We start from the raw sequence: 13,180 nt of genomic DNA, 5'->3' as shown, positions 1-13,180 counted from the left end.
TCGCTGAAATGCCAGTTTCCCGTACATTTGACGAGTCAATTCGACTTACTTTTTCCTACGCCGATGTAGACGCACCGTCTTCATTCTCCGACTCTATGCCGGATCGATTTTTTCCATAACACATCATTTCTTAACCACTTAAATCCGTTTTATCGATGGAAATTTTACCTATGGTATCAACCTGGTCCTGGTTGATCGTGCTCATTGTGCTGGTCGTACTTTACAAATTAGTACTCCGCTTTTTGTTCGGGATGGTTATCGTTCCCGAAGACCGAATTGGTCTGGTGACCAAAAAATACGTACTCGTCGGAACGGATCGGGAGTTGCCCGATGGTCGGATCATTGCCACAAAAGGAGAGGCCGGGTATCAAGCCCAAACGCTGGCTCCTGGCTTGTACTGGTGGCTTTGGCCCTGGCAATATGGCATTACCATGCAGCCTTTTACAGTTATCCCCGAAGGCCGTATTGGCCTTGTCCTGTCCAATGATGGTGCTGAGTTACCAACGGGTAATATCCTCGCCCGACGTGTAGAGTCCGACAATTTTCAGGATACCGAGCGGTTTCTAAGCAGCGGAGGACAAAAAGGTCGCCAAACGTCTGTGCTGACGCCAGGAACCTACCGGATCAATCCGTTCGCCTTTACGGTTACGATTGCCGACATGACCGTTATTAAAGAAAATATGGTCGGTATTATTACCACGCTGGATGGCGATCCTTTGCAACCCGGTCAGATTGCCGGCCGGAATGTGGAAGGCCATAATAATTTTCAGAACATCGATTTCTTCCTGCAACATGGAGGAAACCGGGGGCTGCAACCGCAGGTCGTGCTGGCCGGTTCGTACTACATTAATCCGTGGGCGGTTCAGATTGAAGAGATACCCATGACCGAAGTGCCAATTGGCCATGTGGGTGTTGTGATTTCCTACATTGGGGAAGATGGTGAAGACCTGACCGGGGCTGCCTTTAAGCATGGTAACATTGTTCGGAAGGGCTTCCGTGGGGTCTGGATGGAGCCGCTGGGACCGGGGAAATACCCAATGAATACATTTACCATGAAAGTGGAAGTGGTGCCAACCACAAACCTCGTGCTCAACTGGGCCAATGCCCGTACGGAAGCCCATGCGCTGGATCGTAACTTATCAACCATTACAGTACGCTCGAAAGACGGATTCCCATTCAATCTCGACGTGGCACAGATTATTCACATTCCCTCGGTTGAAGCACCGAAAGTGATTGCCCGTTTTGGCAGCATGACCAACCTTGTTTCGCAGGTACTGGAGCCAACCATTGGCAACTACTTCCGGAACTCGGCTCAGGATTCAGATGTGATTGCGTTTTTGAGCACCCGGAAAGAACGGCAGGAGGCCGCCCGTGAACATATTCGGGCCGTGCTGGAAGTCTACAACGTTAACGCCGTGGATACCCTGATCGGCGATATTGTGCCGCCCGATAGCCTGATGAAAACGCTGACGGACCGGAAGATTGCGCAGGAGGAAGAAAAGACCTACGAAACGCAACGGATGGCCCAGGAAAAACGGCAGGGTATGGAACGTGAAACGGCTTTGGCCGATATTCAGCGGGAGGTCGTAAAGGCGCAGCAAAGCGTGGAAATTGCCCAGCGTACCGCCGATGCAGCCGTCAAAAAATCAGAAGGGGAGGCCCGCAGTCTGAAATTGCAGGTGGGCGCTGAATCGGAGGCTACTAAAATTCGGGCCGAGGCCAATGCTGAAGCGCGTCGTCGTCAGGCGGCAGCCGATGCCGAAGCGACCAAGCTAACCGCCGATGCTGAAGCTGAACGTATTGCCAAAACCGGTTCGGCCGAAGCCGAGAAAATTCTGGCCATTGGCCGGTCAACGGCCGAAGCGTATGAATTACAGGTCAAAGCGATGGGTGAAGAGAACTTTACCCGGTTCAAGATCACCGAAGAGATTGGGAAAGGGCAGATTCGAGTTATTCCCGACATTGTTATCAATGGGGCCGGTAGCGGTACGGAAGGGTCAATGAACGGCCTGATGGGTCTGAAGTTACTGGAACAGATTGAAGAGCGGAAGACGGGACAGACAACGAAAATCGTTGATGTAACAGTGCCCGTCGAGGGCAAGGTGATCGATAAAAAATAAGTCAAGTAACGCACACCAAGGGGTTGAACGGGCGTAGTGACAGAGCGCATTATGGCCACCCGTGAATTCGTCAAGTAAACGCCTTTTACTGACAAATTCGCGGGTGGTCATGCTGCTTTCACGCCCGGTTACAATACCTTTGTTCAGCCCAAAAGCTTCACCTCCAGGATTGATTATGGCCACTACCACGCCCAAAAAAGAAGTGTCGAAGAAGCCTTCCTCCAGTTTGCTGAGCTTACTGAAGCCATATACCCGGCTGATCTTATTGCTGATTCTGTTTGCGTTAATCAGTAATGGTGTAAACCTGGCCCTGCCAATGCTGATTTCGCACGGTATCGATGATTATTCAGCGGGCAAGTTTGTGCTGAAAACAATGGTCATTGAGTTTCTGGTGGCGGCCTTCCTGATTTTCCTCTTTACCTATTTGCAGAGTGTTGTTCAGACGTATGCCTCCGAACGCGTAGCGCGGGATTTACGCACCCAACTGGCGGCCAAAATCTCCCGCCAGAGCTTTGCCTATATCCAACAGACCAACCCGTCCCGGTTATTGACCAACCTGACTTCAGACATTGATTCGGTCAAGATGTTTGTTTCGCAGGCAATTGTATCCATTGTATCGTCACTTTGCATCATTTTGGGCGCCAGTGTTTTACTGATCAGTATCAATGGATTGCTGGCCCTGGCGGTGCTCACCATCGTACCGATTATCGGGATCACGTTTTATCTGGTTTTGAAGAAAGTCAGGGTTTTGTTCAAGCGGAGCCGGGAAGTAATCGACTGGCTCAACAAAGTCATTAATGAAAGTATTCTAGGCTCGGCTATTATTCGGGTGCTCAACTCGCAGCAACTTGAATATGACAAATTTCTGGCCGCTAATACCGATGCAAAGGACTTAGGGCTGGCCATTTTGCGGTTATTTGCCGGTCTGATTCCGGTTATCAGTTTCACCGCTAATATCGCCATGTTGACCATTCTGGTACTGGGCGGGCATTTCGTTATTACGGGTAGTATGTCGCTGGGAGATTTTGCCGCTTTCAACAGCTACCTAGCGCTGCTGATCTTTCCCATTATCGTTATTGGGTTTATGAGTAATGTCATTGCGCAGGCATCGGCTTCGTATGAGCGTGTGAGTGAGGTCTTGCAGGCGGCCGAAACCAGCAGCACCGGCACACTCGATGTTCCTTTAAAAGGGAATATCGAACTCCGGGATGTATCGGTCTATTATGGAGAAAATCCTGCGTTGAAAGACATTTCCTTCACCATAAAAGCAGGGAGCCGAACGGCCATTGTAGGGCCAACGGCGGCTGGCAAGAGCCAACTGCTGTATCTATTGACTGGGCTCATCAAACCGAACGCGGGGACAGTAGATTACGATGGTAAACCGATTGCCGGTTATGACGAAGAGTCATTCCACCAACAAGTTGGATTCGTCTTTCAGGATAGCATTATCTTTAACTTAAGCATTCGTGAAAACATTGCTTTCAGTGATACCGTAACCGATGAATCGCTGGAAAAAGCCATTGATACAGCCGAATTGCGCAGCTTTGTTGCTGGCTTGCCAGAGAAACTTCAGACCATTGTTTCGGAGCGGGGAGGTAGCCTGTCGGGCGGGCAAAAGCAGCGAATTATGCTTGCCCGAGCGCTGGCTCTTAACCCGCGCGTATTACTTCTCGACGATTTCACGGCACGCGTGGACACCAGCACCGAACAGAAAATTCTGGCGAATGTGCAGCAGAATTATCCGAATCTGACGCTGCTTTCAGTAACCCAGAAAATTGCGCCCGTTGAAGATTACGACCAGATTATTTTGCTTATGGAAGGGGAAGTGGTTGCCAAAGGAACTCACCCGGACCTGATGAAAACGAGTCCCGAATACGTTCAGATTTATCAATCCCAACGCAGCACGAGCCAGTATGAATTACGATCTTAATCAGGCCACGGGGCAGAAAGAAGAAAAAAACGCTACCTATAAAGCACTTCGAAAGCTACTGGCACTCATCAACGATGAACAACGAATTCTACTATTGGCCTTTGTCGCTATCCTGGTCAATTCGGCGTTAACGCTGGTTGGACCCATGCTGATTGGCTACACCATTGACAAGTATGTTCAGACAAAGCAGTACGATGGCGTATTGCGTAATGCCGGTATTTTGCTGGGTATTTACGCCATTGCGTTCGTTACCAACTACGTGCAAACCCGCCTGATGGGGGGCGTTGGGCAGCGGACACTCTTTAAACTTCGGAATGCGGTATTTAATAAGTTACAGGAATTACCGGTTGCGTTCTTCAATCAGAATAAAGCAGGCGACTTGATTTCCCGCATTAATAACGATACGGATAAGCTGAATCAGTTTTTTTCGCAGTCGTTGATGCAGTTCGTCGGTAGTATTTTTATCATGACCGGTGCGGGCCTGTTTCTGCTGTTTATCAATCTGCCACTCGGCGCAGCGGCCTTGTCGCCTGCCATTCTGATGTGGGGTTTTACGAAGGCAACATCGGCCTGGGTGAAGCGGAAGAATGCGGCTAACCTGAAAAGCGTGGGTAATTTAAGCGCCGAAATTCAGGAGAGTCTGAACAACTTTAAGGTGATTATTGCCTTCAACCGACGGGATTATTTCCGAAAACGGTTTGATGAAGTCAATCAGCAAAGTTACCGAACGTCCATCGGCGCTGGTCTGGCCAATAACGTGTTTACGCCCGTCATTGGCCTGGCGGCTAACTTCGGCCAGTTGATTGTGCTGGGCTTTGGCATTTACTTAATCTCAACTGGTCACTTCACCATTGGTTTGCTGATTAGCTTTCTGTCGTACGTGACTAATTTTTATAACCCGCTTCGGCAACTGGCCGCCTTGTGGGCTAACTTTCAGGTAGCGCTAGCGGGCTGGGACCGTATTTCGCATATGCTGGCCTTGCAAACCGATCTGACCACTGTTGAAAACCCAACGACGACAGCTTCAACAGCACTTTTGTCGTTTCAGAATGTATCGTTTAGTTATCCGGACGGAACGGAGGTATTGCGCAACATCAATTTTGATCTGGCCCCTGGTAAGACTTATGCACTGGTTGGCCCAACCGGGGGTGGAAAAACGACGACAGCTTCCTTGATTGCCCGTTTATATGACCCAACCAGTGGTACGGTTCTGCTGGAAGGAAAAGACATTCGATCCTATAGCCCTCAGGAACGGACACGTAAGATCGGCTTTATTCTTCAGGAGCCTTTTCTATTCACGGGTACCGTTCGGGATAATATTCTGTATGGCAATGAAGCGTATCAGAACCATTCGAACGAGCAACTGGCCGACGTTATTCGGGAGGCAAATCTGGATGGTTTACTGGAACGGTTCGATGAAGGACTCGACACAAACGTTCAAACAAGTGGCGACGCCATCAGTTTAGGCCAGAAACAACTCATTGCTTTTATGCGAGCGGTTCTGCGTAATCCAGACTTACTGATCCTCGATGAAGCTACGGCCAATATCGACACGGTTACAGAGCAATTGCTGGACGATATTCTGCAAAAACTGCCGACAAAAACAACGCGTATTATTATTGCTCACCGGTTGAATACCATTGAAAGTGCGGATGAAATCTTCTTTATCAACTCGGGTCAGGTAACGCAGGCCGGTTCGCTCAATGATGCGGTCGATATGTTGCTGGACGGGAAGCGAGTGAGCTAATGATGGGGAAAGTTGGCCTCTACGCGTACCTTTGCCAGCAGTTTAACGCTTGAAAATATATGAAACAAATAGGTCTACTAACCATATTAGTACTACTCTCTTATTATCAACAGGCTTGTCGGGGTCGTCAACAGGCTAGTTCGCAAACGGCTGATTCGGCAAACGTAACATCCAGCCCTGAGGCAGCATCGGCTCCTGCCATAACTGGTCATTTGGCCGAACTTGGCCTGACCCTCGATAGTCATTGGCGCGGCATTAACCTTGGCGACGATTTCACAAAAGTAAAAGCCACCGAAAAAGGAGAGCCGTTCGAAAGCGATGCCGATCACATTGGTTACACAATTGAATTGCCGAATCTCGAATCGGCCGACATACTCTATTATCAAACGGCAAAGAACGTGTCGGCTATTGATATCGATTTGTTTCTAAACAGTCGTCAATCGGTCACGAATTACCAAAAAGAATTGGGAGCCTACTTTTCAAGTCGCTATGGATCACCCAAGCCCAGTGCGGGCGGGACAGAATGGACGGGACAGAAAGGCGAAACCGTCTTGTTAAAAGACGTTTCGAAGGGAAAAGACTTTGGTTTGACGATTAAGATTAGCCCGGCAACAGGGGCAACGACTGCCTCATCGAAATAAATCGGGCCTACCTTTCCAACGGTTAAAACCCCAGGAAAAGGGGGCTTTAACCGTTGGAAAGGTCATTTGCCGTGCGGTATGCCTCTATTTGTAATATCCCCACACTTCTCTGGGAGCGGCCGCCGATTTAGCAACAACGAAGGGAACCGTGACCTCTTCCAGAAGGATACGATTCTGGTAGCGGTTATCAGGCAGCCGATTTATGGGAACATGCGGTCCCGATTTTTCTCTCGAATTGGTAAACGTGAAAGCAATCGGTAGCGCATACGCCCCACGAAAGTTCGGGTCAACATTAGAAAGTGTTTCCAGCGCTCGTTTGACTTCAAAGATAAATCCGAAGCCAATATTGTCCGGGCTAAGAATCACCACATGCTTAATTATACCCAGCGAATCAACATCGAATCCTGCATAGACTCGCCCATAGATTCCCTGATTTCCAACCCAGGCTGGATAGTTGATTTTACGCTCAAGATTTTTTCTAAAGACTTCCTCTTTACTGAGATGACCGGCATTTTCCCGGGCTACGGTCACTAATGAATCATAGGCGTTTATCATATCAACGACATCCGTAGTGGTCAGCTGTCGGGAGGGAATTTTAGCGTCAAGGGCGGCCGATTGATCGGCGAAAACATCCAAGAGTGACTTCTTGGACAGAGTAATGAGTCTAGGGGTGGCATCGCCCTTCTGAATATAATACTTTGTTAGGACTCGATACGTACCTCTGACATTTAAATCCTTGTAGTGCCTGATACTAATTTCTTCGGCACTATTCAGGGGCTCTAATTGGCTGCTCAGGCTCCTGAGCAGCTTTGTGGATCCGTTATGAATGACCGAGAAATAGACCTGGTAATCCATCCCTGCCACATCTCCCCGTTTTCGAAGATACTCGGTACCATTGAAACTGAACATTTCTGGCGTTATGGTCTTCATCGTCGAATCTCCTTTAAATCGACACAACACTTCATTTGTATTGATATTATAAGCGAGCTGACAGGAAATTGCTTTGCCAGACATGTCTAATCGGACTTGGCCCTTCTGCCAGACAGGATAGGTAAGAAAAGGGCTACCTAAATAGGTGGTTTTTTGATAGGTACCTGTCTGGCCCGGGCTGTACGTATCTATCGATGTGAAAACCACCCCATCTTTCTCGTGATAAACAAAAATTTGTCCCTGACTGGTCAGGCAAGGTATTGACAATGTACAGAGCAGCAAAATGAGCCGGATCATAACGGAAAGTTGATTGGTGGAAGATGTGGGTTTATAAACCTAAATAACGTATTAAATCAATAATATAGCAAAATAAGACAATATCCTATCGTGCATAAAATTCAGTAGAAATGGTTAGTATATAAAGCACAAAAGCCCCAACCAACTGGCCGGGGCTTTTGTATAAGAAGAATGTCAGGCTATATCTGGTGCATCCAGCCAAAGGTATCCTCTATCTTACCTGTGCGCAGGTCGGAAAGGTAATTCTTGATACGAACAGCGAAGGATTCTTCAGGAGCGAATTCAGGAAGCATATAATCTTTCCCATTATAACCGATGAGCGAATAAGGCGAGGACCCTACTGCTGTGCCAGCTCCGAAGGCTTCGGTTAACCGGCCCGTCTCGATAGCCCCAATGACTTCATCGATGGAAACAAGACGTTCTTCAACCTCAATTCCCCAACCACGGGCAATTTTCAGGATCGAATCGCGGGTAACGCCTTTTAAAATCGAATCAGACGTCGCGGGGGTCACTAACTTACCATCGATTATGAACATGATATTCATAGTACCCGATTCCTCAATGTATTTATGCTCGCGGGCATCCGTCCAGATTAGCTGGTCGTAGCCTTGTTGTTGGGCCAGCATCGTTGGATACAGCGAACCACCGTAATTACCCGCACATTTGGCATAGCCAACACCACCCGGTGCCGAGCGAATATACTCCGTTTCGACTTTAAGCTTTGGGGGATTTGTGTAATAAGCACCTACGGGACAGGTGAAAATGCAGAAACGATATGTTTTCGAAGGGGCTACGCCAAGGAACGTATCCGTGGCAAACATATACGGGCGTACGTATAGTGAGCTTTCGGGAGTGCCCGGTACCCAGTCGGCATCGACGCGCAACAGTGCTTCAAGGCCACCAATGAACACCTCTTCGGGGAGCGTAGCCATACACATACGGCGGGCCGACTCATTCATCCGTTCGAAGTTTGCGTAAGGGCGGAACAGGAATATCTCGTTGGTCTCATTTTTGAATGCTTTCATGCCTTCAAAAATAGACTGGCCATAATGCAGCGACGACAGAGCAGGGCTTAGCGTGAAATTGTCGAACGGCATAATCATCTGATTTTGCCACTGACCATCTACAAAATCGGCCACAAACATGTGATCCGAGAAATGTTTTCCGAAAGGCAGGTGATTGAAATCTACCTCCTGAATGCGGGAGCGTTCCGCTTTCCGCAATTCAATTTGTAATACGTCCGTCGTCATAACAGCTTATGGTTAATGCGTTAGCCCGCTTGTGAACCGGCTGAGGCAAAGCTAAAAAATTAGATTGAGTAAGTTAGTTGTCAAGACAACTTTTTTTTCTTTGTCAGTTTTAGGCACGAGGAATGACAAAGAAAATGTTAGGTCCTCGGCTGCCAGGTTACCTCTTCCGAGTTCAATTCCTGTGCCATTTTCCGGCTCAGAACAAAGAGGTAGTCAGACAGACGATTTATATATTGTAAGACCAGCTCGTCGACGCCGGTACCCGCCTGGGCGGTGGTATCGTTGAGAGCAATGATCAACCGTTCGGCCCGGCGGCAAACCGTTCGGGCAAGGTGGCAGAACGACACGGCTTGATGACCACCGGGCAAAACGAAGGCCCGTAATTCGGGCAGTTCGGTATCCATGGTGTCCATCGCTTCTTCCAGCAAATGAACATCGTCTGGCGTGATAACGGGCATGGCCCGCTTAGGTGCTTTTTCAGGATCAGTGGCCAGTTCGGACCCAACGGTGAACAGACGGTCCTGGATCTCTTTCAACAGCTCTCTTCGGTGGCTGTTAACGGGCTGATCACGAACCAGTCCAATCCATGAATTTAGTTCATCCACGGTACCATAGGCATCGATCCGTAAATTAGCTTTGCTCACCCGACGGCCGCCAATCAACGCTGTTTGCCCCTTATCGCCTGTTTTTGTGTAAATCTTCATCGTATTACTAAAACCAAAATGCTCAACAAGTGGCTAAGCTAACGGATTTACCGCGTTCGAGCCTTACCTTTGCGCCCTGATTTAAAAAGCTATTCGGTATGGCCAATTAAATTGTAGGGAGTAGCAGGCTTTATCAACTGCTTAGTTGCTCATTCATTCCGCTTTGGTGCGGGGCGGCTCGTGCCGTCCGATTTCGCTTATTTACATGAAAGTAAGTACTTTTTTCGTCCGTATCTGGCGCATGGTGTCTATTGGCGGATTCTTATTCGCTCTGTTCAGCAGTTATATTTCGTATCCGGATGCGGTTACCGTTCGCTTTGATGAATTGAACCATCCTATTCAGACGCTCGACCGGGAGGTGATCTTTTACCTGGCCATTGGTATTTTTATCATCAATAATACGGTACTGAACCTCATTAGCCGGTTATTCCTCAAAGTTCCGACGGCCCAGATTCCTATACCGAACCATGCTGCCTGGGCGGCTAATCGCCCGCAATTGAATAAGGTTTTTAAAAACTGGTTCAATGCACTTACGGCTTCTGTCAATACGATTTTGGGACTGGGTTTGCTGGTATTATCGTTTCTTAACCGATCGGATCGCCCTATTCGGGCCATCGAGTATGCCTGGCTACTACCGCTTAGTACGGCCATTATTCTTGTCGTGCTGGTTTCGTTGCCAATCCGTTTGTCCATGAAACCCGGTGACGATGAGTGAACTGAATGAATTGTTACTGAGTCAATTTCAGTACGATCTTCCTGACGACCGTATTGCGCGCTTCCCATTAGCCCAGCGTGATGCATCGAAATTGCTTGTTTATCAGCGTGGGCAAATTAGCCATCAACAGTTTTCGGATTTGCCTGCGCTATTGCCCGACAATAGTTTTCTGGTTTTTAACAACACGAAAGTTATTCCGGCACGGCTGCATTTCACCAAGCCAACGGGAGCCATCATTGAGTTATTCCTACTGAGCCCCTTCCCCGCCGAGCAACCAATCTCCTTGGCTATGGAAGCCACAGGGGCAGCAGTTTGGCAGGTTATGGTTGGCAATCGCAAGCGCTGGCGACCGAACGAGTCGCTGGAAGCCCTTCTGTCGACACCCCTTGGTAACGTTACGCTAACCGCAATCTGGCACGATCATGATCAGTCGGCTGTTCAGCTTAGCTGGCAACCGGCAGCATTTACTTTTGCGCAAATCGTCCAGTATGCGGGTGAAATACCATTGCCGCCTTACCTGAAGCGAGACGCAATCGACGCTGACAGAGACACCTATCAAACGATTTATTCAAAACAGGAGGGGGCCGTAGCTGCGCCTACGGCTGGACTGCATTTCACGCCTGCCATATTCGATGCCATACGTAAACGGGCGATTGAGTATGATTACCTGACGTTGCACGTGGGTGCCGGTACCTTTCAGCCTATTAAAACAGAGGATGTGCGGCAACATCACATGCATACGGAACAGGTCGTTTATACGGAGCAAACCATTCGACACTTGCTTGACCATGAGGACACCATTATTGCCGTAGGGACAACGTCCATGCGGGCGCTGGAAAGTTTGTACTGGATGGGTACTAAACTGATTCGAAACGAATCTGATCCATTTCGACTGGACCAGCAGTATGCTTATCAAATTCCGGTGTCTCAACAACCGAGCGTAGCTGATTCTATGAATGCCATTCTGACTTACTTAAAGAAGTCGAAAATGGAATCCGTTGTCGCGCAGACGGGTATTTACATCACTCCCGGTTATCAGGTTAAACTGTGTAGAGGAATTATAACGAATTTCCATCAGCCCGGCTCAACGTTGATTTTGCTGATTTCTACCCTGATTGGCGAGGATTGGAAGCGAGTCTATGCGGAAGCACTTGAAAATGACTACCGGTTTCTGAGTTACGGCGATTCGTCCCTTCTTTTGCCATAAAATTTTACTTTTACGAACTTTAAGAGCGAAATCGGACCGCCGAAGCCGAGTGAATGAGGGGTTTCTATCACCTCATTAAAGCGCTCTTTCACTCATTCGCTCTTTCACTCTTTACAAACATGAATTTCATTGAAGAACTCCGTTGGCGCGGCATGTTAAATGACATGACGCCCGGCACAGAAGAACAACTCCAGAAAGAAATGACCGCGGGCTATATTGGGTTCGACCCCACGGCGGCATCGCTTCATATTGGGAATCTGGCTACCATAATGCTTCTGGTGCACCTGCAACGGGCCGGACACAAGCCATTCGCGCTGGTTGGAGGTGCTACCGGCATGATTGGCGACCCATCGGGAAAAGCCTCCGAACGGGAATTCCTGTCTGAAGAGACATTACGCCGTAACCAGGAAGGCATCCGTCAACAACTGACCAAATTTCTTGACTTCGATTGTGGAGCCAACTCCGCCGAAATGGTCAATAACTACGACTGGTTCAAAGAAATTTCCTTCCTGGGTTTTCTGCGGGAAGCTGGCAAACACATTAGCGTCAATTACATGATGGCTAAGGATTCCGTGAAAAAGCGGCTCGAAACGGGCATTTCATTCACGGAGTTCTCTTACCAGTTATTGCAGGGGTATGATTTCTACTGGCTTTACAAGAACAAGCAAGTACGCTTGCAGATGGGTGGCTCCGATCAATGGGGGAATATAACGACAGGAACGGAACTGATCCGTCGTAAAGAGGGTCGGGAAGAATACCAGGCGTTTGCCTTAACGACGCCATTAGTGACGAAAGCGGATGGAACAAAGTTTGGTAAATCTGAAAGTGGTAACGTTTGGCTGGACCCTGCGCTGACATCGCCTTATCAATTCTACCAATTCTGGTTGAACACCACCGACGCGGATTGTCCTCGTTTGATACGGGTATTCACACTTCTATCTAAAGATGAAATTGAGGAACTAGAACGTGAGCATACTGAAGCACCCCATCTTCGTATTTTACAGAAAGCCATTGCCAAAGAGGTAACGATCCGAATACATTCTCAGGCGGGGTATGACTTGGCCGTAAAAGCGTCGGAGGTGCTTTTCGGGAAAGCTACGCTTGACACATTACGATCTATTCAGATCAATGAGTTCGATATTATCTTTGATGGGGTACCACAAACCGAAATATCGGCTGAAGAACTAGCCAGTAGCAAAGACATTACAGACTTGCTATCGGTAGCCAGTAGAGGAGAAATATATGCATCGAAGGGAGAAGCACGGCGGGCAATTACGCAAAATGCGGTCAGCATTAATAAGATCAAAGTCGCCGATCCAACTGCATCGGTTGATTTAGAATGGCTTCAAGAGCGTTATTTAGTCGTGTCGAAAGGCAAGAAAAACCATTTGCTGAAAAAAGTTTAAACATTTTTCGAGCTATAACTGGCTGAGAGTCGGGGCCTTGCCGAAGATCTTTTGGGAAGGCCCTAATTATTTTCAGACAGGGTCTTGACATGGGGGCAAAATCCCCCTACCTTTGCACTCCCAAACATCGGGAATGAGTCGAAAACACAAGCGAAAGCCACTGGCTATCAACTCATTAAGTGCAACACCCTGAAAATCAATCGCAAAATTTATTTTCAGATTTACTTGACAAA

Annotated in this window: 10 protein-coding genes; 7 read left to right on the top strand and 3 right to left on the bottom strand. The window is 48.3% G+C overall.

Annotated features, from left to right (window positions below):
* Nucleotides 1-155: 155 nt before the first annotated feature.
* The 4 genes from ACYVAM_RS31115 to ACYVAM_RS31100 all read left to right on the top strand — a co-directional run bounded on the left by ACYVAM_RS31115 (nt 156) and on the right by ACYVAM_RS31100 (nt 6,438).
* Nucleotides 156-2,120 carry an SPFH domain-containing protein gene (locus tag ACYVAM_RS31115; protein WP_461074061.1) on the top strand — a complete coding sequence of 655 codons (1,965 nt, stop codon included), beginning with the start codon at nt 156-158 and terminating at the stop codon, nt 2,118-2,120.
* Nucleotides 2,121-2,295: 175 nt separating this feature from the next.
* Nucleotides 2,296-4,050, top strand: a complete 1,755-nt coding sequence (locus ACYVAM_RS31110; protein ID WP_461074060.1) for an ABC transporter ATP-binding protein — start codon at nt 2,296-2,298, stop codon at nt 4,048-4,050.
* Nucleotides 4,034-5,797 carry an ABC transporter ATP-binding protein gene (locus ACYVAM_RS31105; protein ID WP_461074059.1) on the top strand — a complete coding sequence of 588 codons (1,764 nt, stop codon included), beginning with the start codon at nt 4,034-4,036 and terminating at the stop codon, nt 5,795-5,797. The genes ACYVAM_RS31110 and ACYVAM_RS31105 overlap by 17 nt, the downstream gene beginning before the upstream one ends.
* 59 nt (nt 5,798-5,856) lie before the next feature.
* Entirely contained in the window at nt 5,857-6,438 is a 582-nt protein-coding gene (locus tag ACYVAM_RS31100; RefSeq protein WP_461074058.1) for a hypothetical protein, read from the top strand.
* Between the two features lie 84 nt (nt 6,439-6,522).
* Here the strand turns inward: ACYVAM_RS31100 and ACYVAM_RS31095 are convergent, their stop codons facing one another.
* The 3 genes from ACYVAM_RS31095 to ACYVAM_RS31085 form a co-directional block, all read right to left on the bottom strand.
* On the bottom strand, nt 6,523-7,665 hold the full coding sequence (locus ACYVAM_RS31095) for a hypothetical protein (RefSeq protein ID WP_461074057.1): 1,143 nt from the start codon (nt 7,663-7,665) through the stop codon (nt 6,523-6,525).
* Nucleotides 7,666-7,844: 179 nt separating this feature from the next.
* On the bottom strand, nt 7,845-8,915 hold the full coding sequence (locus tag ACYVAM_RS31090; protein ID WP_461074056.1) for a branched-chain amino acid aminotransferase: 1,071 nt from the start codon (nt 8,913-8,915) through the stop codon (nt 7,845-7,847).
* A gap of 137 nt (nt 8,916-9,052) precedes the next feature.
* A complete protein-coding gene (locus tag ACYVAM_RS31085; RefSeq protein WP_461074055.1) occupies nt 9,053-9,619 on the bottom strand; it encodes a cob(I)yrinic acid a,c-diamide adenosyltransferase in 567 nt (188 codons plus the stop codon).
* Between the two features lie 205 nt (nt 9,620-9,824).
* Here ACYVAM_RS31085 and ACYVAM_RS31080 point away from each other — a divergent pair, with 205 nt between their 5' ends.
* From ACYVAM_RS31080 to tyrS, 3 genes are all read left to right on the top strand, one after another.
* Complete coding sequence (locus ACYVAM_RS31080) at nt 9,825-10,334, top strand: hypothetical protein (RefSeq protein WP_461074054.1); 510 nt, start codon at nt 9,825-9,827, stop codon at nt 10,332-10,334.
* Nucleotides 10,327-11,541 (top strand): S-adenosylmethionine:tRNA ribosyltransferase-isomerase, encoded by a 1,215-nt coding sequence (locus tag ACYVAM_RS31075; protein ID WP_461074053.1) that lies wholly within the window; start codon nt 10,327-10,329, stop codon nt 11,539-11,541. The genes ACYVAM_RS31080 and ACYVAM_RS31075 overlap by 8 nt, the downstream gene beginning before the upstream one ends.
* Before the next feature lie 119 nt (nt 11,542-11,660).
* Nucleotides 11,661-12,947 (top strand): tyrosine--tRNA ligase, encoded by a 1,287-nt coding sequence (tyrS, locus tag ACYVAM_RS31070; protein ID WP_461074052.1) that lies wholly within the window; start codon nt 11,661-11,663, stop codon nt 12,945-12,947.
* The last annotated feature ends 233 nt before the right edge of the window (nt 12,948-13,180 follow it).

It is taken from the genome of Spirosoma horti, from assembly GCF_054776595.1.
Note: the sequence above shows the minus strand (reverse complement) of the source record. Positions and strands in the feature narration are given on the sequence as shown.

Coding starts and splice junctions, on each gene's coding strand:
- tyrS (WP_461074052.1), top strand. CDS start 11,661: ATGAATTTCATTGAAGAACTCCGTTGGCGCGGCATGTTAAATGACATG.
- ACYVAM_RS31110 (WP_461074060.1), top strand. CDS start 2,296: ATGGCCACTACCACGCCCAAAAAAGAAGTGTCGAAGAAGCCTTCCTCC.
- ACYVAM_RS31085 (WP_461074055.1), bottom strand. CDS start 9,619: ATGAAGATTTACACAAAAACAGGCGATAAGGGGCAAACAGCGTTGATT.
- ACYVAM_RS31100 (WP_461074058.1), top strand. CDS start 5,857: ATGAAACAAATAGGTCTACTAACCATATTAGTACTACTCTCTTATTAT.
- ACYVAM_RS31080 (WP_461074054.1), top strand. CDS start 9,825: ATGAAAGTAAGTACTTTTTTCGTCCGTATCTGGCGCATGGTGTCTATT.
- ACYVAM_RS31105 (WP_461074059.1), top strand. CDS start 4,034: ATGAATTACGATCTTAATCAGGCCACGGGGCAGAAAGAAGAAAAAAAC.
- ACYVAM_RS31090 (WP_461074056.1), bottom strand. CDS start 8,915: ATGACGACGGACGTATTACAAATTGAATTGCGGAAAGCGGAACGCTCC.
- ACYVAM_RS31095 (WP_461074057.1), bottom strand. CDS start 7,665: ATGATCCGGCTCATTTTGCTGCTCTGTACATTGTCAATACCTTGCCTG.
- ACYVAM_RS31075 (WP_461074053.1), top strand. CDS start 10,327: ATGAGTGAACTGAATGAATTGTTACTGAGTCAATTTCAGTACGATCTT.
- ACYVAM_RS31115 (WP_461074061.1), top strand. CDS start 156: ATGGAAATTTTACCTATGGTATCAACCTGGTCCTGGTTGATCGTGCTC.